Annotated in this window: 17 protein-coding genes; 7 read left to right on the top strand and 10 right to left on the bottom strand. The window is 63.3% G+C overall.

The window, feature by feature from the left end:
- Positions 1 to 8 precede the first annotated feature (8 nt).
- Both JQ635_RS03730 and JQ635_RS03725 read right to left on the bottom strand, forming a co-directional pair.
- The gene (locus JQ635_RS03730; protein ID WP_211408525.1) at positions 9 to 1,700 is read right to left on the bottom strand and encodes a benzoate-CoA ligase family protein; all 1,692 of its coding nucleotides are present in this window, start codon (positions 1,698 to 1,700) and stop codon (positions 9 to 11) included.
- A gap of 147 nt (positions 1,701 to 1,847) precedes the next feature.
- Positions 1,848 to 2,339 (bottom strand): MarR family winged helix-turn-helix transcriptional regulator, encoded by a 492-nt coding sequence (locus tag JQ635_RS03725; RefSeq protein WP_211408524.1) that lies wholly within the window; start codon positions 2,337 to 2,339, stop codon positions 1,848 to 1,850.
- 277 nt (positions 2,340 to 2,616) lie between these two features.
- Here JQ635_RS03725 and JQ635_RS03720 point away from each other — a divergent pair, with 277 nt between their 5' ends.
- Both JQ635_RS03720 and JQ635_RS03715 read left to right on the top strand, forming a co-directional pair.
- Complete coding sequence (locus tag JQ635_RS03720) at positions 2,617 to 3,792, top strand: ABC transporter substrate-binding protein (protein ID WP_211408523.1); 1,176 nt, start codon at positions 2,617 to 2,619, stop codon at positions 3,790 to 3,792.
- Between the two features lie 30 nt (positions 3,793 to 3,822).
- The gene (locus JQ635_RS03715) at positions 3,823 to 4,281 is read left to right on the top strand and encodes a cupin domain-containing protein (RefSeq protein ID WP_130364354.1); all 459 of its coding nucleotides are present in this window, start codon (positions 3,823 to 3,825) and stop codon (positions 4,279 to 4,281) included.
- Between the two features lie 63 nt (positions 4,282 to 4,344).
- Here JQ635_RS03715 and JQ635_RS03710 read toward each other — a convergent pair whose 3' ends face one another.
- The 4 genes from JQ635_RS03710 to JQ635_RS03695 form a co-directional block, all read right to left on the bottom strand.
- The gene (locus JQ635_RS03710; protein WP_211408522.1) at positions 4,345 to 5,595 is read right to left on the bottom strand and encodes a flavin-dependent oxidoreductase; all 1,251 of its coding nucleotides are present in this window, start codon (positions 5,593 to 5,595) and stop codon (positions 4,345 to 4,347) included.
- Between the two features lie 55 nt (positions 5,596 to 5,650).
- Positions 5,651 to 8,002: a bifunctional salicylyl-CoA 5-hydroxylase/oxidoreductase gene (locus JQ635_RS03705; RefSeq protein WP_211408521.1), complete on the bottom strand. Its 2,352-nt coding sequence runs from the start codon at positions 8,000 to 8,002 to the stop codon at positions 5,651 to 5,653.
- A gap of 102 nt (positions 8,003 to 8,104) precedes the next feature.
- Complete coding sequence (locus tag JQ635_RS03700; protein ID WP_211408520.1) at positions 8,105 to 8,941, bottom strand: enoyl-CoA hydratase family protein; 837 nt, start codon at positions 8,939 to 8,941, stop codon at positions 8,105 to 8,107.
- A 39-nt stretch (positions 8,942 to 8,980) separates the two neighbouring features.
- Complete coding sequence (locus JQ635_RS03695) at positions 8,981 to 9,742, bottom strand: SDR family NAD(P)-dependent oxidoreductase (RefSeq protein ID WP_211408519.1); 762 nt, start codon at positions 9,740 to 9,742, stop codon at positions 8,981 to 8,983.
- Between the two features lie 197 nt (positions 9,743 to 9,939).
- On the opposite strand from JQ635_RS03695, the gene JQ635_RS03690 reads away from it, so the two are divergent.
- The 5 genes from JQ635_RS03690 to JQ635_RS03670 are packed head-to-tail and all read left to right on the top strand — an operon-like array spanning position 9,940 to position 15,676.
- Entirely contained in the window at positions 9,940 to 10,755 is an 816-nt protein-coding gene (locus JQ635_RS03690) for an alpha/beta fold hydrolase (RefSeq protein ID WP_211408518.1), read from the top strand.
- Positions 10,756 to 10,767: 12 nt separating this feature from the next.
- Entirely contained in the window at positions 10,768 to 12,057 is a 1,290-nt protein-coding gene (locus JQ635_RS03685; protein ID WP_211408517.1) for an acyl-CoA dehydrogenase family protein, read from the top strand.
- Between the two features lie 2 nt (positions 12,058 to 12,059).
- Positions 12,060 to 13,595 (top strand): class I adenylate-forming enzyme family protein, encoded by a 1,536-nt coding sequence (locus JQ635_RS03680; RefSeq protein WP_211408516.1) that lies wholly within the window; start codon positions 12,060 to 12,062, stop codon positions 13,593 to 13,595.
- The gene (locus JQ635_RS03675) at positions 13,592 to 14,680 is read left to right on the top strand and encodes an NAD/NADP-dependent octopine/nopaline dehydrogenase family protein (RefSeq protein ID WP_211408515.1); all 1,089 of its coding nucleotides are present in this window, start codon (positions 13,592 to 13,594) and stop codon (positions 14,678 to 14,680) included. The genes JQ635_RS03680 and JQ635_RS03675 overlap by 4 nt, the downstream gene beginning before the upstream one ends.
- A gap of 3 nt (positions 14,681 to 14,683) precedes the next feature.
- Positions 14,684 to 15,676, top strand: a complete 993-nt coding sequence (locus tag JQ635_RS03670; protein WP_211408514.1) for a 3-hydroxybutyryl-CoA dehydrogenase — start codon at positions 14,684 to 14,686, stop codon at positions 15,674 to 15,676.
- On the opposite strand, the gene JQ635_RS03665 is transcribed toward JQ635_RS03670, so the two are convergent.
- From JQ635_RS03665 to JQ635_RS03650, 4 genes are read right to left on the bottom strand one after another with little or no spacing between them, the layout of a single operon-like run.
- Positions 15,673 to 16,719 carry a peptidase M29 gene (locus JQ635_RS03665; RefSeq protein WP_028142594.1) on the bottom strand — a complete coding sequence of 349 codons (1,047 nt, stop codon included), beginning with the start codon at positions 16,717 to 16,719 and terminating at the stop codon, positions 15,673 to 15,675. The genes JQ635_RS03670 and JQ635_RS03665 overlap by 4 nt on opposite strands.
- Before the next feature lie 38 nt (positions 16,720 to 16,757).
- A complete protein-coding gene (locus tag JQ635_RS03660) occupies positions 16,758 to 17,525 on the bottom strand; it encodes an ABC transporter permease (RefSeq protein WP_211408513.1) in 768 nt (255 codons plus the stop codon).
- Positions 17,522 to 18,307, bottom strand: coding sequence for an ABC transporter permease (locus tag JQ635_RS03655; RefSeq protein ID WP_211408512.1), 786 nt, complete (start codon positions 18,305 to 18,307; stop codon positions 17,522 to 17,524). The genes JQ635_RS03660 and JQ635_RS03655 overlap by 4 nt, the downstream gene beginning before the upstream one ends.
- Positions 18,304 to 19,149 carry an ABC transporter ATP-binding protein gene (locus JQ635_RS03650; RefSeq protein ID WP_211408511.1) on the bottom strand — a complete coding sequence of 282 codons (846 nt, stop codon included), beginning with the start codon at positions 19,147 to 19,149 and terminating at the stop codon, positions 18,304 to 18,306. Before JQ635_RS03650 ends, JQ635_RS03655 begins: the two co-directional genes overlap by 4 nt.
- Positions 19,150 to 19,190 lie beyond the last annotated feature (41 nt).

Below are 19,190 nucleotides of genomic sequence, written 5' to 3'. Positions count from 1 at the left end.
TCCTTCTCTCATTCTGCCGCGACGCCCGGGGACGTCGCTGCCGCCTGCGCGAGCTGCCGCAGGGCAAAACGCTTCAACTTGCCGGTCTCGGTCTTCGGAAGTTGCGTCACGAACTCGATGGCGCGCGGATATTTGTACGGCGCGATCTCGCGTTTGACATGCTCCTGCAACTCGGCTGCGAGCTGAGCGTCCGCCGTCACCCCGGGTGCGGCGATGACATAAGCCTTCACGATCATCCCGCGCGCCTCGTCCGGCGCACCAACCACACCGCACTCGACAACAGAAGGGTGCGTCAGCAGCGCCGCCTCGACGTCGGTGCCTGCGATATTATAGCCCGCCGACACGATCATGTCGTCGGAGCGCGACTGGTACCAGAAATAGCCGTCGCTATCCATCAGATAGGTGTCGCCGGTGATGTTCCAGCCGTTCTGGACGTATTTCCGTTGCCGCTCGTCGGCAAGATAACGGCAGCCGGTCGGCCCGCGCACGGCGAGCTTCCCCATTGTGCCCGGCGGCACGTCATTGCCGGCGTCATCGACGATCTTGGCCTCATAGCCCGGCACCGGCTTGCCCGTCGCGCCCGGGCGGATCTCGTCCTCGGTCGCGCTGATGAAGATGTGCAGCATCTCGGTCGAGCCGATACCGTCCATCAGCTTGATGCCGGTGGCCTTGAGCCAGGCGTCGAATGTGGGCTTTGGCAGTGTCTCACCGGCCGAGACGCACTTCCGAAGCGAGGAGATGTCGCGTCCCGGAAGCTTGCCGATCATGGCGCGATAAGCGGTCGGCGCGGTGAAACAGACTGTGGTCTTGTACTGCTCGATCGCCGTCAGGATGTCGTCCGGCGTCGTCTTCTCCAGCACCACGAAAGAGGCGCCGATGTGCATCGGAAACAACACGCCGCCGAAGCCGAAGGTGAAGGCGAGCGGCGCCGAGCCGACGAAGCGATCCTTCTGATCGGCGCGCAGGATGTTGCGCGCGTAGCCATCGCAGACGGCCAGCATGTCGCGGTGGAAATGCATGGTGCCCTTGGGATCGCCTGTTGTGCCCGACGTGAAGGCGATCAGGCAGATGTCGTCGGACGCGGTATCGACGGCCGTGAACTCGGGGTTGGCATCGGCGATCAGCGCCTCGAGCGAGTCGGGCGCGCCGTTCCCCCAATAGACGACCCGCTTGAGACCGGGCGCAGCTAGCTTCGCCTTCTCCATCTCGTCGGCGAGTTTTCCGTCGCAGAGCGCCAGCGTGATCTCCGCCTTCTGGATCGGATAGAACAGCTCCTTGGCGCGCAGCAGCGGCATGGTCGCCACGCAAATTCCGCCGGCCTTGATCACAGCGAGATAGGTTGCGACCATCATCGGATTGTTGGCCGAGCGCAGCAGCACGCGCCCGCCGGTGACGAGACCGAGCTTGCCGACCAGCACATTGGCGATGCGGTTCACGAGTGCCTGCAGCTCGCGATAGGTGTAGCTCACGGCGGGACTGATGACGCAAGGCGCATCGCCGTGGCCCTGCTCCACCCAGCGATCGAGAAAATAACCGACGCAGTTCAATCGCGGCGGATAGTGCAGCTCCGGCCGCGTGAAGATGAATTCGGGCCAGACCTCGCGCGGCGGCAGATGCTGCCGCGCGAATGTATCGACATGGGCCGTCGCGGCGTTGCCGTCATACGAGCCCGACGCTTGAACCTTGGCGGCGTTGGCCATCGCACGCTCCTTTGCGCATGGAAAGCACCCGGCAGCACTATCTGGGAAACATTTTAGGCTTAAAACAATTTGGCGCAATAGCGGATTTTGGGCATTCCGTGCATTTTGCTGCGGCAAAGTGGATTGGCAGACCGGCCGACTATGGCCCTAGGGCCGACGGCGCACGGCCGATTTCTGCGCCGACGCCTTGGTTTTCGCGAGGAGGCGCATCAGCTCGCGCACGTCCTTCGGTGTCAGGTCGGCGAAGAGATCGGCGATCCAGGTCTCATGTTCCGCAGCCATCTTGCGAAATTCGGCGCGGCCGAGCTTTGTCAGCCGGATCACCTGGACGCGGCGGTCGGTTTCCGAGGTGCGCCGGTCGAGATGGCCTGATTCCACGAGACGCTCGACGAGACCGGTGACGTTGCCGTTGGAGACCATCATGCGCTTGGAGACGTCGGACAGCGTCATGCCGTCGGGCGCCTTGTCGAGTTGCGCCATCAGGTCGAACCGGGGCAGCGTGACGTCGAAGCGCTGCCGCAACCGGCCGCGCACCTCACCCTCGATCAGGGTGGTGCAGGTCAACAAGCGCAGCCACAGCCGAAGCTCTTCGGCGTGGTCCTCCGGCGTCTCGACGGCCTTGGTCTCGGAATCAAGCATCTGATGCAGTCATTGACGGCAGGCATTGGCGCCGGCACGGATTCCCCAACGTTTTGAGCTTCAAATAAATTGAAGCCGGCCGCAAGTCCAAAGCTGCAGCAATCGACCGCACGCCGATTTCTTTAGGCTTCAAATAATTGGCGCGCCGCTTGCATGCGCACCGCCGCGCGGGATGGCGACGTCTTGAGCCTTGCTTGCCGCGGCAGCCATCATCGGCATAAGCTTGGATTGGAGTACGCGGCTTGCTGCGCAGGCCCTGATGTCACGAGGAAAAAAGATGAAAATGCAGTCGACCTTGGCCGCAGCCACCTTGCTGCTCGGCACCGCAATGAGCCCCGCCCTCGCCCAGGAGAAGATCAAGCTCGGCGTGATCGTGACCCTGTCGGGGCCCGCCGCCGCGCTCGGCCAGCAGGTTCGCGACGGCTTCGCGCTCGCGGTCAAGGACCTCGGCAGCAAGATGGGCGGCCGCGATGTCGAGGTCGTGGTGGTCGACGACGAGCTCAAGCCGGACGCTGCGGTGACCAAGGTCAAGGGCCTGCTCGAGCGCGAGAAGGTCGATTTCGTGGTCGGCCCGATCTTCTCCAACATCCTCCAGGCGATCCACCGGCCCGTGACCGAATCGAAGGTGTTCCTGATCAGCCCCAATGCTGGGCCGTCGACCTTTGCCGGCAAGGACTGCAACCCGTTTTTCTACGTGACGTCGTACCAGAACGACCAGGTCCACGAGATCCTCGGCAAGGTCGCCCAGGATCGCGGCTACAAGCGCATGTACCTGATGGTGCCGAATTATCAGGCCGGCAAGGACTCGGTCGCCGGCTTCAAGCTCGACTACAAGGGCGAGATCGCCGAGGAATCCTACATGCCGCTGAACACGCTGGACTTCCAGCCGGAGCTGTCCAAGATCTCCTCGCAGAAGCCCGATGCGCTCTTCACGTTCATGCCGGGCGGTCTCGGCGTCAATCTCGTCAAGCAGTACCGCCAGGCGGGCCTTGCCGACACCATTCCGGTGCTCTCGGCGTTCACAGTGGACGAATCGACGCTGCCGGCGCAGCAGGACGCGGCCGTCGGCATGTTCGGCGGCGCGAACTGGGCGCCCAATCTCGACAACCCACAGAACAAGAAATTCGTCGCGGCCTATGAAGCGGCCTACAACGTCGTGCCCGGCACCTACGCCTTCCAGGCCTATGACGCGGCGATGCTGATCGACAGCGCCATCAGGGGCGTGAAAGGCGACCTCTCGAACAAGGAGGCAGTCGGAGCCGCGCTGAAGAAAGCGGATTTCACCTCGCTGCGTGGCGCTTTCAAGTTCAACGCCAACGGCTATCCGATCCAGAATTTCTACCTCACCAAGGTCGCCAAGCGTCCGGACGGCAAGTTCCAGACCGAGATCGTTCAGAAGGTCTTTGAGAATTACGGCGACCGCTATGCCAAGGACTGCAAGGCGGCAAACTGAAACCGCGCGTCGCGTTAAGGGAGGACTGCAATGAAGAGCGAAATCACCGGCATCACACGGGCCAATGAGGGGATCCAGGGCATTTCCTGGAACATCCTCGGCCAGACCTACGTGCCGAAAAGCTACGCCGAGAACAGCTTCTCTTGGCACGCAACGCTGCCGCCGGGCACGTTCGTGCCGCCGCACATTCATCCCGACCAGGATGAGTATCTCTACATGCTGGAGGGCAAGCTCGACTTCGTGCTCGGCAATTCGGAGGCGCAGGCAACTGCGGGCGACCTGATCCGTCTCGGCATGGGCGTGCCGCACGGCATTTTCAACAAATCAGAGCAGACCGCAAAGGTGCTGTTCTGGGTCTCGCCGAGCCGCAAGCTGTTCGATCTGTTCTGGGGCCTTCACAACATGAAGGAGCAGAAGCCCGAGGACGTGGTGGCGATGGCCGCCGAGTTCAACATCCACTTCCTGCCGCCGCCTCCTGGCGCCGGCTAACAGCATGCCCCCGGAAAAGGGTGAAGCGGTTTTCCGGAAGGGGCATGCTCAATCAGAAGTGCATCAAGCACGCACCGCCGCCAGTCCCGGGACAGCGGCGAAGCCTGCCTTTGTGGCATAGCCGCGCACGATCGCCTCGCGCTGGGAATAGCTCAGCACATTGTCGACATTGTCGAAGCCGTCGGGCGCGAGCTGCTCGACGGCATCGATGACGCCCTCGGGGCCGCCGCGGCGGTTGGAGCGCACGATGTCCGCAGTCATCGGCAGGCGCTTCTTCTCATATTCGAGCAGCGCCTGGCGCGGATGCTCGGCGCGCACCAGCGCGTCAGCGAGGCAGCGTGCGTCGAGGATCGCCTGCGAGGCGCCGTTGGAACCGACCGGGTACATGGGATGCGCGGCATCGCCGAGCAGCGTGACGCGCCCCGACGACCAATAGGGCAAGGGATCGCGGTCGCAGGTCGGGTACTCGTAGAATTCGGGCGTTGCCGAGATCAGGCTCTTCACGTCGATATAGGGCACCGAGAAGCGCGCCACGTGAGGCATCAGTTCCTCGCGGCGGCCCGGCCGCGACCAGTCCTCTTTCCGCGGTGGCGGGGCATTGCCCTCGCCGACCTTCACCAGAACCGCCCAATTGGTCAGACGGCTTGCGGGGCTCGATCCCTCCGCAATCGGATAGATCACCACCTTGGCGTTGAGGCCGCCGGCCACGATCATCGACTTGCCGGTGAGGAACAGCGGCCAGTCGCGCGCACCGCGCCACAGCATCAAGCCGTTCCAGCACGGCGGCCCCTCGTTCGGGAACAATGTCTCGCGGACGCGTGAATGGATTCCGTCGGCACCGATCAGGATATCGCCACGCGCAGTGTGGATATGCGCGCCGGCACGATCAAAGAAATAGGCGGTGACGCCGCCCTCGTCCTGCGTGAACGCTCCGAGACGGCAACCGGTGTGGATCGCGCTTGCTCCGAGCCGTTCCTCGACGGCACGATGAATGACGCCCTGAAGGCGGCCGCGATGGATCGAGAATTGCGGCACGTCGTGGCCGGCGTCGATGCCGCGGGCTTCGCGCCACACTTCCTGGCCGTGGCGATTGAGGTAATAGAGCTGGTCAGTGCGGATAGCGACATCGTCGAGCTTCTGCAGCAGGCCGAGGCCTGCCAATTCACGCATCGCATGCGGCAATGTGTTGATGCCGACACCGAGCTCGCGGATGGTCTCGGCTTGTTCGAAGATCTCGCAATCGAGGCCCCGCGAGCGGAACATCAATGCCGTGGTGAGGCCACCGATACCGCCACCGACGATAATCGCCTTCATCGCCCTTACTCCACTCGAAATACTTGAGGCAATGGGGTTAACGTCGCACGGGCGGTTACTCCGCCGCAAGCGGCTTTGTCGCCTCCGCCTTCAGCTCGGCCCGGGTCTTGGGCTTAGCCTTAATTCTCAGCTCCTCGAGATCTTGCCGGTCACGCTCGCTGTTGCGGAAGATCTGATCTTTTCCGGGCAGATATTGCGGGGGGCAGAAGGCGTCGTTTGCCCCGTACCAGGCAGCGGCCTTCATGGTGAAGAAAGGATCGACCAAATGAGGGCGCCCGAGCGCGACGAGATCCGCCCGGCCGGCCGCCAGAATGGTGTTGGCCTGATCTGCCGTCGTAATGTTGCCGACGCACATGGTGGCGACCCGCGCCTCGTTGCGGACTTGATCGGAGAACGGCGTCTGGAACATACGCCCGTACACCGGCTGCGCGTCGCGCACGGTCTGGCCGGTCGAGACGTCGACGAGATCGACGCCGGCCTCGGCGAAGGCGCGCGCAATCGCAACCGCATCGTCGCCGGTGACGCCGCCGTCTGCCCAATCAGTTGCCGAAATACGCACCGACATCGGCTTGTGCGATGGCCAGACCGCACGCAGAGCCTCGAAGATTTCGAGCGGGAAACGCAGTCGGTTGGCGAGCGAGCCGCCATATTCGTCCGTCCTGGTGTTCGTCAGCGGCGAGATGAAGCTTGCGAGCAGATAGCCGTGGGCGCAGTGCAGTTCCAGCATGTCGAAGCCACAGCGTTCGCCGCGCTCCGCCGCAGCGACGAAGGCGTCCCTCACCGCGTTCATGCCGGCGCGATCGAGTTCGCGCGGCACCTGGCTATCCGGGAAATAGGGTAGCGGTGATGCCGAAATCACGTCCCAGCCGCCCTCATCCAGCGGTCGGTCCATCCCATCCCACATCAACTTGGTCGCGCCCTTGCGGCCGGCATGGCCGAGTTGCAGGCATATCTTGGCGGCCGAGTTGCCGTGGACGAAATCCACGATGCGGCGCCACGCCGTCTCCTGCTCGTCATTCCACAGGCCGGCGCAACCGGGCGTGATCCGGGCGTCGCGGCTAACACAGGCCATCTCGGTGAAGATCAGGCCGGCGCCGCCGATCGCGCGCGAGCCGTAATGGACCAGATGAAAATCGCCCGGAACGCCCTCCTTCGCCGAATACATGCACATCGGCGACATCACGGCGCGGTTGGCGATCTCCATTTCGCGTAAACGGAATGGCTGGAACAGCGGCACCATCGGCTTGTTGGTGTCGACGACAAAACCGTTGCCACGAACCTGCTTTGCAAACGACTTCTCGACATCGGCGACGAAATCAGGCGCACGAAGTTTCAGATTATCGTAGGTGATCGCCTTCGAGCGCGTCATCACGCCGAAGGCGAACTGCACGGGGTCGAAATCCCAGAAGCGATCGACGTGTTCGAACCAGACCAGAGACACGTCGGCGGCGTGCTGCGTCTTCTCGACCTCCTCACGGCGGCCGTGCTCGTAAACTTCCAGCGCCGCCCTGATGCTCGTCGCGTTCTGCATCGCTTCGGCGAGCGCGATCGCATCTTCCATCGCGAGCTTGGTGCCGGAGCCGATCGAGAAATGCGCGCTGGCCTTGGCGTCGCCGAGCAGCACCATGTTTTCCTTGACCCAGCGCTTGCTGCGGATCATCGGAAAATTGCGCCACATCGAGCGGTTCGTGAGCAGCTTATGGCCGTCGAGGAACCAGCCGAAGATGTCGGCCATCCGCGCGGCGGACTCTTGCTCGTTCAGCCCGGTTAACCCTGCCCGCTCGAAGGTCTGCGGATCGGTCTCAAAGATCCAGGTCGAGTGCCCGGCCTCGTACTGATAAGCGTGGGCGATGAACGGTCCCCACTCGGTCTCCTGGAAGATGAAGGTGAAGGCATCAAGCGGCCTGGTCGAGCCCATCCAGGCGAACTTGTTGGCGCGGACATCCACCTCCGGCTGGAAATGATCGCCGTATTTTTCGCGGAAGCGGCTGTTGATGCCATCCGCGAGCAGGATGAGATCGGCATCAGCGAAGCGGGCTTCATCGTCGATATCCACTTCGAACTGCAGCGAGACGCCAAGCTCTCGTGCACGCTCCTGGAGGATCAGGAGCAGCTTCTGCCGTGAGCAGCCGCAAAAGCCGTTGCCGCCAACCCGGTGCACCGTGCCGCGGAAATGCACCGCGATATCGTCCCAGTAGGCGAACTCCTGGGTGATGCGGCGGTAGCTCGGAAGGTCATGCTTCTCGAAATTGTCGAGCGTCGCATCCGAGAACACCACGCCGAAGCCGAAGGTGTCGTCGGGCCGATTGCGCTCATACACGGTGATGTCGGCGCCCGGACGCTGCTTCTTGAGCAGGATCGCAGCGTAGAGACCCGCAGGTCCGCCACCGATGATCGCGACTTTCATGGGAGCCTCGCCAATTCACCCGGCCATGAAAACTATTTTAAGCCTAAAATAATTTCACGCAAGTCCCCCTCGCTGGCCTGGCTGCGGATAATAGCAGCCGGCTCAGTCGCCCCTGAAGACCGGCTTGACCTTGTTGGCGAAGGCCTCGAATGCGCGCTCAAAATCCGCCGTCGTCATGCACAGCGCTTGGGCAACGGCTTCCGCCTCGATCGCCTCCTCCACCGACATCGCCCATTCCATCGCCAACATCCGCTTGGTCATGGTGTTGGCGAAGGTCGGCCCTTCCGCGACCTGCCTGGCCAGAATCTGCGCCTGGGGCAGCACCTGCTCGGGTGTGACAATCCGGCTGAAGAAGCCCCAGCGCTCGCCCTCCTCCGCGGTCATGAACCGGCCGGTGTAGAGCAACTCGGAGGCGCGGGACTGGCCGATGATGCGCGGCAGGATGGCACAGGCGCCCATGTCGCAGCCGGCAAGGCCCACCTTGTTGAACAGGAACGCGACCTTGGCACCGCTGGCAGCGAGCCTCATGTCGGATGCCATGGCCATGATCGCGCCAGCGCCGGCGCAGATGCCTTCGACCGCGGCTACGATCGGCTGCGGACAGGCCCGCATCGCCTTGACGAGGTCGCCGGTCATCCGCGTGAAGGCGGTCAACCCCTTGGTGTCCATCTTCACCAGCGGACCGATGATCTCGAACACATCGCCGCCGGACGAGAAATTGCCGCCGGCGCCGGTGACAACAATCGTCTTGACCGCGTCATCGAACGCACAGGCGCGGAAGAAATCGGTCAGTTCCCGATAGCTCTCGAACGTCAGAGGATTCTTCCGTTCGGGACGATTGAGCGTCACCGTGGCAACACCGTCGACCACGGCGAGCAGGAAGTGCTGCGGCGAATAATCCGCGAGCGGCACGGTCACGGGATTGGCTGGTCTGCTCATATGATCTCCTTGGCCGTCCTGTTCTGAACCCACGTCACGCTAAATTTCACCACCGGCAACGGCGATTGCCTGACCGGTAATCGCACCGGCGCCCTCGCCGCACAGCCAAAGTACGGCATCCGCCACCTCCTGCGGCGTGATGAGCCGCCCCTGCGGATTGTGCTTGGCTAGGTCCGCGATCGCCTGCTCGCGACTCCGGCCTGTCTTCTTCATGATATTTTCGATGCTGCCGGCGACGAGATCGGTGTCCGTAAAACCGGGGCACACCGCATTTACGGTCACATTGCTGCCGGCCATTTCGAGGGCGAGCGAACGCACGAGGCCGACCACCGCGTGCTTGGCCGCAGTGTACGCGCTGACATAGGCATAGCCTTTGAGCCCGGCTGTCGACGCGACCGCCACGATGCGTCCATAGGGGCGATCCTTCATCCCGGGCAAGACAGCGCGGATGGCGTGGACCACGCCCATGAAATTGACGTCCATCATGCGCGCGAAAAGGGCACTGTCCGATTTCACGAACGGCGCGGATTCGGCACTGCCCGCGTTGGCGACCAGGATATCGATCGGCTGCCGCGCACTCGCCTCCGCGATGGCGGCGTTCAGCGACATCTCATCCGAGACGTCGGCGACGGCTGCAAAATGCGCGGCTCCCGCCTTGATCGCCTCTTCAAGAGTTGCGACGTTCCGGCCGAGCACCGTCACGGTTGCGCCGGCCCCGACGAGAGCGGCCGCGATCGCGCGGCCGATGCCGCGGCCGCCACCGGTCACCAGCGCGTGCGGCGATTGCGGCAATGCGGACATGCGCTGGCTCCTCGGGATCTGCTGATCGCTCATTCGGATATATTTTAAACTTCAAATTTTTGCAACGAAAGCGCCGATTGCCGCCGTGAACGGTTGCGTGCCAGAGACCGGCCCGGAAATTGCTTTAAGTATAAAATTATCTCTTTCCATCCCCCACAGGCCTGTTAGCATCACGGGGCCAAGCAAAAGGATGTCGCGTGTCGCAGCCTGCGCCAATGATAACAAAGGACGGACGCTTCGCCTATGAAGCTGCGGGCGCTTCCGATGCGATACCCTTGATCTTTCTACATGGCATCGGCGGCGCGGCACGCGCCTGGCGACACCAGCTAGCTACATTCGGCAACCGCTTCCGCGCGATCGCCTGGGACATGCCCGGGTATGGCGGATCGGCGCCGCTTGCCAGCGTCAGTATCGCTGCACTGGCGGATGCGCTCCAGCAATTCATCGAGCAGCTTGGCGCGACCAAGCCTATTCTGGTCGGCCATTCCATCGGCGGCATGATCGTTCAGAAATGGCTGGTGCAATCGCCAAAACTGGCGCGCGCGGTCGTTCTTGCGCAGACCAGCCCGGCATTCGGGAAGGCCGACGGCGACTGGCAGAAATCGTTCATTGCAGCGCGCCTTGGGCCGCTCGATCGCGGGGAGACGATGAAATCGCTAGCGCCCTCTCTGGTGAAGGAGCTTGTCGGCGATGATCCGGATCCCGGCGGAATGGAGCTTGCGCGCGAGTGCATGGGAAGCGTGCCGGAGGCAAGCTACCGCGCCATGATGCTGGCCCTGATCGGCTTCGATCAGCGCAGCACGCTCAAGGATATTTCCGTGCCGACGCTGCTGCTGTCCGGCTCCAAGGACAACAATGCGCCGGCGCCGATGATGGCGAAGACGGCGACATACATCCCGTCAGCCGAATATACCGAACTCGCCGGCGTCGGCCATCTCGCTAACCTCGAACGTCCTGATGCGTATGACGAGGCTCTCGGCCAATTCCTGAACTCCGTCGCGACCAACGCGTAAGGTGACTGCGCAATGACCATGCAAGTCAGCAAGACTATCGGCGCAACCGGCAAGGTCGCGCTGGATGCGCCGATCTTCGACCCCGTCGCCTTCCGCCTCAGCGACGAACAGGCTGGCATCATCACACGCGCGCGGGAGATCGGTCAGAGCGTGTTCGCCGGCCGCGCCGCGACCTACGATCGCGAGGCGATCTTCCCAACGGAGAATTATCGCGATCTGCACCGGGCCGGTCTGCTCGGCATCGCCGTCCCCAAGAAGCATGGCGGACTTGGCGCGAACTACCAGACCTATGCGCTCGCAGCAGCCGAGATCGGGCGTTATTGCGGCGCGACGGCGCTGACCTGGAACATGCATGTCTGCTCGACCCTGTGGTCAGGGCCCCTCGCGGACGATCTCGACATGGATACGGAAACCCGCGCCGAGCACGAACGGCGGCGCGCAATCCACTACAAGCGCATCGTCGAGGACGGCGCGATCTACTCCCAGCCCTTCTCCGAAGGCGGCGCGGCGGCCGCGGGCGGCGTTGCCTTCGGCACGGAAGCGAGGCCGGTCGAGGGTGGCTGGATCGTCAACGGCAAGAAGATCTTTGCATCGCTCTCCGGCCACGCCGACTATTACGGCGTGCTTTGCACCGAGATCGAGGAAGGCGAGAAGGCTTCACGTCGCAATACGCTTTACCTCGCAATCCCCGCAACATCGCAGGGCGTCTCGGTCGTCGGCGATTGGGATCCACTCGGCATGCGCGGCACCGTTTCGCGCACACTGCTGTTCAAGGACGTGTTCGTCCCGGAGGACGCGGCGCTGATGCCGCGCGGCGTCTATTTCCAGGCTGCGATGCGCTGGCCGCACATGTTCCTGACGCTCTCGCCGACCTATATGGGCCTCGCGCAAGCAGCCTATGACTTCACGGTGCGCTATCTGCGTGGCGAGGTGCCGGGCATGCCGCCGGTCAAGCGGCGGATGTATCCGACCAAGCAGATCGCGGTCGCGCAGATGCAGATCAAGCTGGAGCAGATCAAGTCGATCTGGTTCCAGGCGGTCACCGAAGCCTGTGCCAATCCGAGCAAGGAGCAGGTGTTGCGGGCTTATGCCGCGCAATATTCGGTGATGGAAGGCGCCAATGAGCTTGCGGCACTCGCGATCCGCACCTGCGGCGGCCAGGCCATGCTTCGCTCATTGCCGCTGGAGCGCATTTATCGCGACAGCCGCTGCGGCTCGCTGATGCTGCCCTGGACGGCCGAGCTTTGCCTCGATCGGATCGGGCGCGAGGCGCTGTACGAGGCCGGCGAAACGGACGACTGACCGTGGACCTCTGTAGTCTGATCGACCGCAACGCGGCGTTCGCGCCAGAGAAGACAGCCGTTGCCTTCGAAGGTGAACGGCTGAGCTACGCGGCATTCGCCGCGCGCATCGAGCGGACGGCCACGGCCTTGAAGCAGGAGCTCGGCGTCGGCCGCGGCGACCGCGTTGCGATCCTCAGCCTGAACCGGCCGGACTACCTGGTTCTGCTTTATGCCTGCGCGCGGCTCGGGGCGATGCTGGTGCCCTTGAACTGGCGGCTGGCAGTCGCCGAGCAGCTTTTCATTCTCACCGACGCAGGTGCCAAGGTGTTGGTGCTCGAGCAGGCATTGGAGGGAGTTCTCCCGGAGCTTGCGCAGACTGCGCCGGGCACCGCCGTCATCGGCTTCGATTTCACGCCGCCTCGCGGCACGACATTCGAAAGCCTGCTGGCCCGTGGCGAAGGCAACGGTCGCAACCCGCACACCGATCTCTCCTGCCCGCTCCTGATCGTCTACACGTCGGGAACGACCGGACGGCCGAAAGGCGCCGTGCTGCGCCAGGAAGCGCTGTTCTGGAATGGCGTCATGAGCCAGCACATGCACAACATGACGTCCGACGATCATGTGCTGACGGTGCTGCCGTTCTTCCACGTCGGCGGTCTCAACATCCAGACCACGCCGGCGCTCCAGCTTGGCGCAACCGTCACGATCCACGCGCGGTTTACGCCGGATACGGCGCTCACTGCCATTGAACAGGAACGACCAACCCTGACGGTCATGGTGCCGGCGATCATCCAGGCTGTCAGCGAGCATCCCGCTTGGGCCACAGCCGACCTCTCGTCACTAAGAGCCGTCGCCACCGGGTCGACCATCGTGCCACCGCACCTGATCGAGCGCTTCGTCGCGCGCGGTGTCCCGGTCCTTCAGGTCTACGGCTCGACGGAAACCTGCCCCATCGCGGTCTACACGCGGCTTGGCGGCGACCTTTCGCGCGCGGGATCGACTGGGCTCGCCGGCCTGTGCTGCGAAGCGAAGGTAATCGACCAAGCCGGCGCTGAAGTGCCGGCGGGCACGCCGGGCGAGATCGCGGTACGCGGCCCCAATGTGTTTTTCGAGTATTGGGGCAATGCAGACGCCACACGCGATGCGCTGCACGACGGCTGGTATCGCACCGGCGATATCGGCCTGTGCGACGCCGACGGCTATTTCTGGGTTCGCGACCGCAAGAAGAACATGATCATTTCCGGCGGCGAGAACGTCTATCCGGCCGAGGTCGAACGCGTTCTGCTCGAACATCCCGATGTTAGCGAATGCGCCGTGATCGGCCGACCCGACCCGCGCTGGGACGAGGTGCCGATCGCCTATGTCATCCGGCGGTCAGGCTGCCGGCTCGAAGCGGACGAACTGAGAGTACATCTTCAGGCGCAGCTCGCGCGTTACAAGATTCCGCGCGACATCGTCTTCGTCACGGACCTGCCGCGCACGGCGCTGGGCAAGGTCCAGCATTTCCTGCTGAAGCAGCTTGATGCGCGCTCACGCGCGCAAGGAGAAGCATCTTGAAGATTGCGGTTCTGGGTGGGGGAAACGGCTCTTTCGCGGCCGCCGGCGATTTTGCGCTGTCTGGGCACGAGGTCCGGCTCTGGCGCCGTGACGCCGGTCAAGTGGCGGCACATCGCGCCGCCGGTTCGCGCGTCCTGGTCAAGGATCATAACGGCCGCCACGACGTAAAGTTGGCGCTGGTCACGACCGATATTGCCGAGGCGGCAAGCGGTGCCGAACTGATCCTGTGCCCTGCCCCGGCTTTCGCTCAGCCGGACATTGCCCGGCTCCTCGGGCCGCATCTGCAGGACGGACAAGTCGTGTTTCTGCCGCCGGCGACATTCGGCTCGATGATCTTCGCGCAGGCCACACGGGATGCCGGCAACCGCGCCAAGGTGAGCTTTGCCGAAACCGGCACCCTGCCCTGGCTGACGCGCAAGCATGGACCATTCGAGGTCGCAATCACCATCCGCGCCAAGCGGCTTCCGGTCGGGGTGTTCCCGCTGGACCAGGCGCCATATGCGCTCGAAGTGATCGGACGCGCCTTCCCAGGTGCAATCGAGCCGTGCGGCGACGCGCTGTCCGGCGCGCTGATGAATGCGGGCCCGATCATCCATCCGCCGTTGATCGTGATGAACGCCGGCCCGATCGAGCACTTCGAAAAATGGGACATCCACAAGGAAGGAACGCAAGCCGCGATCCGCCGGGTCACCGACGCACTCGACGCGGAGCGGATCGCGGTACGCGAGGCACTCGGCTATGGCGCGCCGCATTTCCCGCTCGCCCATCACTACGCGAGGGAAGGCGAGATCTGGATGTACGGCCGCGGCTCGCATGACCAGCTGACCGATTCCGGCGACTGGCGCGAACGCATCGTGCTGACCGACCACCGCTACATGCGTGAGGATTTGCGGCTTGGGCTATCGCTGCTGGTCTCCGTCGCCGGCCTGGCGGGCGTGGCCACGCCGCTGGCCAAGGCTTTCCTGGCGATCGGCGGCGCGGTCTGCGGCGAGGATTTCGCACAAGGCGGCCGAACGCTCGATACGCTTGGCCTTGGCAACCTCAGCAAGGCCGAATTGCAGACACTGCTTCGCAATGGATTCTGATCGATGACCCGCCGCGCCAACATCGCCTGTCTCGGGGCTGGCCGCATGGGGCGCGGCATCGCCGTCGCGTTCGCCTATGCGGGGCATACGGTCACGATGATCGACGTCAAACCTCGCTCCGTAGAGGATTTTGCCAAACTGGAAGCGGACGCACTCGGCGAAGTCAGCAAGACCTTTGCCAGCTTATCAAAGCTGGGGCTGCTGACCGGGGCAGATGTCGATCCCCTCATCGCTCGTGTCTCGGTGGTGCCGGCCAGCCAGAGCGGCGCAGCGCTCGCCGATGCCGGAATGGTCTTTGAGGGCGTCCCTGAAGTCGTCGAGCTCAAGCGCGAGGTGCTGGGGCCGGCCTCGAGGCAGGTCGGTCCGGACACGATCATCGCATCGACCACGTCGACGATTCTCGTCGACGATCTCTCCGGCGCAATTGTGAACCCTCGTCGCTTTCTCAATGTGCACTGGCTCAACCCGGCCTATCTGATCCCGCTGGTCGAGGTTTCGCCCGGTAAAGCCACCGATCCCGCCGTCGTCGAGGAGGTCAAGGCGCTGCTTGAAGGCATTGGGAAGGTACCTGTGGTCTGCGCGGCGTCGCCCGGCTTCATCGTCCCGCGCATTCAGGCGCTGGCGATGAACGAGGCTGCACGCATGGTCGAGGAAGGCGTCGCCAGCGCTGAGGAGATCGACAAGGCGATTCGCTACGGCTTTGGCTTCCGTTATGCCGTGCTCGGGCTGCTCGAATTCATCGACTGGGGCGGCGGCGACATCCTCTACTACGCGAGCCGCTATCTCGAGGGCGCACTCGGCAGTGACCGCTATCGCGCGCCCGAGGTGATTTCGAAGAACATGCACGAGGGCCGGATCGGTCTCCGCACGGGCGCCGGCTTCCTCGATTATTCAGGCATGGACGTCGATGCCTATCGCGTCAAGCGGCTTCAGGCCATGGTGGACCTTCTCCGGCATTTCGACCTGGCCCGTCCGCCCGTGATCGACCGCGGCTAGCCAAAGACGTCCTGCAGGACGCCCTCCCGAACCACCGCGACGCCATCGAGCTCAATGGTCGTTCCCATCATGGGCAGATCGAAATGCCCTGCCGTGTAGCGACCGGCGAATTCGTTCGCGCCAGTGGAGAACAGGAAATTGCCGGAGACAGCACGGATCTCCGTGCCGTTGGTGTCGCGCTGGTCATACATCGACAGCGCCTCGTAGCGCGCGCCCGGATTCATGCCGAAGCCGACATGCGACACAGCGTAGGCCTCGCGGTCGCCCCAGGCGGCGAGATAGGCGCGCATCATGGCGGCATCCGTGCCCTCGCCTTCCAGTTCGACAACATAGTCGTCCTTCAACGTCATCTTCACCGGCGAGGTCAGATAACGCTTGAATGTCAGATTGATGTCACCGGGCGCCATCACCAGCGTGCCGTTGATCGTCCCGCTCTTGGGAAAGCTGACCACGATGCCGCCGGGCCAATGCGCCAGCGTGCCGGGCTTGTCAGTCCAGCCCCACACACCGACCGTTGAAGCACCGACCATATCGACGTCGAGCGCCGTGCCGGCCTTCGAGGTCACCCTCATCCGCTTGGTTCCGCGCAGCATCTTCGCCGCGGCGCGGACGCGCTTCTCCAGCGCCGGATCCGGCACCATGCGTTCCAGCGCCTCTGGATGCTCGTTCGAGATCACCAGGATTCGCGCGCCGGCTTTGAGGATTTCAGGCGTCTCCACCGCGTGCATCAAGCCCTCGATGGTGCAATCCACCACAAAGCCGGCCTGTTGAAGTGCGGTGATGACCGGACCAAGCTTTTGGATCGCCTCGCTCGCCCCGGTCGAGCGAACCGGAACGATATTCCGATTGCGCGGCGTCGGCATCACCACATGAAACGGCCGCGCCCCCATGCGCAACAGAGCGAGCTCCGCCAGATGAACGTTCAACGCGCGCGATTGGGTCTCCGAGAGGATCGCCGCGGTATCACCGGCCTTGACGGCGCACCGCTCAAAAATCTCGCAAAATGCGTCGATCCATTTTGCCTCGATGCGATCGGCCAGCATGGTTCACTCCCGGTATCGTGGTTTCTTGTTAAGTCAGATCACGCTTCGGGGAAGCCCCGCAAGAGATACGATCGCACGGCGCCCAACAGGGCGTTCAAAATCAACCCCAGCAGCGAGATCGTGATCAACGGTACGAACATGTCGACGGCCTGAAAAGTTCGGGCCGCCGTGACCAGGGCGTGGCCCAGCCCGTCCGTCGACGTGATCATCTCGGCCAGAAACACCACGATGCAGGAAATGACAAGGCCGATCCGGCAGCCGGTCAGGATCGAGGGCATCGCCGCGGGCAACACCACCTTGAACAGGATTTCGTAGCGTGGCGTCCCCGCCGCCATCGCCGACCAGATCAGCTTCTGCTCGACAGTCGATGCGCCGTAATAGGTGGACAAAAGAATAGGGAAAAGTGCGTCCGCAGTCACCAACGTGATCTTCGATCCGTGACCGAAACCGAGCAGCAGGAGCAGTGCAGGATAGAGCGCGACCTTGGGCAACGGCGCCAATACGCGTACGATCGGCCGGACCGCGGCGTTGATTGCCGGACTGGCAGCAGCAGCGATACCGATGCCCACGCCGAGCACCACCGCGATCGCAAAGCCAGCGAACAGCCGGACCAGGGTCGCCGCGATCTCCTGCTGAAACGTCAAGGTCAAGAGCTGCTGAAGCAGGCGACCGAAGACGAAGCCCGGAGGCGGCAGCAAGACTGCAGGCGCAAAGCCAAATGATACGAGGCCCTGCCACAACACGATCACCAGCGCGATAGGCGCAAGCCCGAAGATGACGTTGATGGAGAGAAGGCGCGACATCATGAGAAGCTCAGCGGCATGTCGAACTGAGGCTCGGACCAGCGCACAAGCCTGGCGCGGATCCGCTCGAAGATCGCATCGAGGCAGATTCCCATCGCGCCCACGATGATGATCATCGCGAAGACAGTGTCGTATTGCCCCATATCCAGCGCGTTGAACAGGATGTTGCCTGCGCCCGACTGGCGCGCGATCATCTCGCTGGTGATCATCGTGATCAGCGCCAGCACCAATCCCGTGCGGCATCCGGTCAGGATCTCGGGCAGCGCAGCGGGCAGCACGATCCGGACTAGGCGCTGCAGGGAAGAGAGTCCCATCGCGGCGCCTGACCACAGCATCTTCTCTTCGACGGCCTTGGCGCCCTCGAAGCTGTGATAGATCACGGGCAGACTGACGCCAAGGAAGATCACCAGCGTCTTTGTGATGTCGCCGACGCCCAGCCACAGCATGATGATGGGCATCAAAGCGGCCTTCGGGACCGGATAGATCACCATCAGAAGCGGATTGAAGAAGGCTGCGACGGCCCGGCTGCGCCCCATCAACAGGCCAAGCGGAATCGAAAAGAGCACCGCTATACCGAACCCCATCGCCATGCGACGAAGCGAGGCCAGGATGTTGATGAGCGCTTCCTTGTCGCCGAGGATATCCGGGATCGCGCGGATCGCCTCGATCGCCGTTGGAAAGCTGTCGTTCTTCAGCAGCAGCGCAGCGGCCTGCCATATTGCCAATAGCCCGATGCAGGCAAGCACCGGGGCGGCACGCTTGAGCACGGCGGCCGGCGACATCATGAGGATGCCCCGACTTCGTCGCTCTCGTCGAACATGCGTTCGATGTCCACCACATATTTCTGGTAACGCGGATCGAGCAGCAGTTCGTTGCGGCGACGCGGCCGCGGCAGATCGATGTCGATGACCTGCCGGATGCGACCGGGCGATTTCGACATCATCACCACCTTGTCCGACAGGAAGACAGCTTCGTCGACCGAATGGGTGACAAACAACACCGTCTTGCGATCGCGCTCCCAGATGTTCAGGAGATCGTTTTGCAGACGCGTCCGGGTATGAGCGTCGAGCGCGCCGAACGGCTCGTCCATCAACAGGACTTCGGGATGGTAGGCGAGTGTCCGGGCGAGCGCGACGCGCTGCTTCATGCCGCCAGACAGCTCCTTGGGATAGAAGTTCTCGTAGCCCTTGAGGCCGACCATCTCGATCAGCGAGCGGCTCTGCGCTTCGGCCTCGCTAGCCCGCACACCCTGCTGGCGCGGCCCGTACATCACATTGCCCAGCACTGTCTTCCAGGGAAACAATGCAAACTCCTGGAAGACCGGCCCGCGATCCGGACCGGGTCCTGTGATCGCCTGTCCCTTGATCTTCGCCACGCCACTGGTCGGGCTAACAAAGCCTCCGACGATGTAAAGCAGTGTCGACTTGCCACAGCCTGACGGCCCGAGAATGGAGACGAAAGCTCCTTCGTCGACCGTCAGCGAGATGTTCGACAGCGCCAAATGGTCCTTCCGCGCCGAGGTCTGAAAAACCTGCGAGACGCGATCGATCTCGATGATCGCAGAAGCCGGCTTTTGTGACGTCACCGGTCTCACCCATTCGCTCGATCTCGAAGGCACTACCTTCATCCCGCTCTCACTTCACGCACACGCGAACGTCACGCAATCGA

The organism is Bradyrhizobium iriomotense (genome assembly GCF_018130765.1).
Taxonomy (GTDB): Bacteria; Pseudomonadota; Alphaproteobacteria; order Rhizobiales; family Xanthobacteraceae; genus Bradyrhizobium; species Bradyrhizobium iriomotense_A.
Note: the sequence above shows the minus strand (reverse complement) of the source record. Positions and strands in the feature narration are given on the sequence as shown.

Coding starts and splice junctions, on each gene's coding strand:
- JQ635_RS03705 (WP_211408521.1), bottom strand. CDS start 8,002: ATGAAAGTCGCGATCATCGGTGGCGGACCTGCGGGTCTCTACGCTGCG.
- JQ635_RS03730 (WP_211408525.1), bottom strand. CDS start 1,700: ATGGCCAACGCCGCCAAGGTTCAAGCGTCGGGCTCGTATGACGGCAAC.
- JQ635_RS03720 (WP_211408523.1), top strand. CDS start 2,617: ATGAAAATGCAGTCGACCTTGGCCGCAGCCACCTTGCTGCTCGGCACC.
- JQ635_RS03685 (WP_211408517.1), top strand. CDS start 10,768: ATGACCATGCAAGTCAGCAAGACTATCGGCGCAACCGGCAAGGTCGCG.
- JQ635_RS03695 (WP_211408519.1), bottom strand. CDS start 9,742: ATGTCCGCATTGCCGCAATCGCCGCACGCGCTGGTGACCGGTGGCGGC.
- JQ635_RS03660 (WP_211408513.1), bottom strand. CDS start 17,525: ATGATGTCGCGCCTTCTCTCCATCAACGTCATCTTCGGGCTTGCGCCT.
- JQ635_RS03650 (WP_211408511.1), bottom strand. CDS start 19,149: ATGAAGGTAGTGCCTTCGAGATCGAGCGAATGGGTGAGACCGGTGACG.
- JQ635_RS03700 (WP_211408520.1), bottom strand. CDS start 8,941: ATGAGCAGACCAGCCAATCCCGTGACCGTGCCGCTCGCGGATTATTCG.
- JQ635_RS03710 (WP_211408522.1), bottom strand. CDS start 5,595: ATGAAGGCGATTATCGTCGGTGGCGGTATCGGTGGCCTCACCACGGCA.
- JQ635_RS03665 (WP_028142594.1), bottom strand. CDS start 16,719: ATGCTGGCCGATCGCATCGAGGCAAAATGGATCGACGCATTTTGCGAG.
- JQ635_RS03670 (WP_211408514.1), top strand. CDS start 14,684: ATGACCCGCCGCGCCAACATCGCCTGTCTCGGGGCTGGCCGCATGGGG.
- JQ635_RS03725 (WP_211408524.1), bottom strand. CDS start 2,339: ATGCTTGATTCCGAGACCAAGGCCGTCGAGACGCCGGAGGACCACGCC.
- JQ635_RS03715 (WP_130364354.1), top strand. CDS start 3,823: ATGAAGAGCGAAATCACCGGCATCACACGGGCCAATGAGGGGATCCAG.
- JQ635_RS03655 (WP_211408512.1), bottom strand. CDS start 18,307: ATGATGTCGCCGGCCGCCGTGCTCAAGCGTGCCGCCCCGGTGCTTGCC.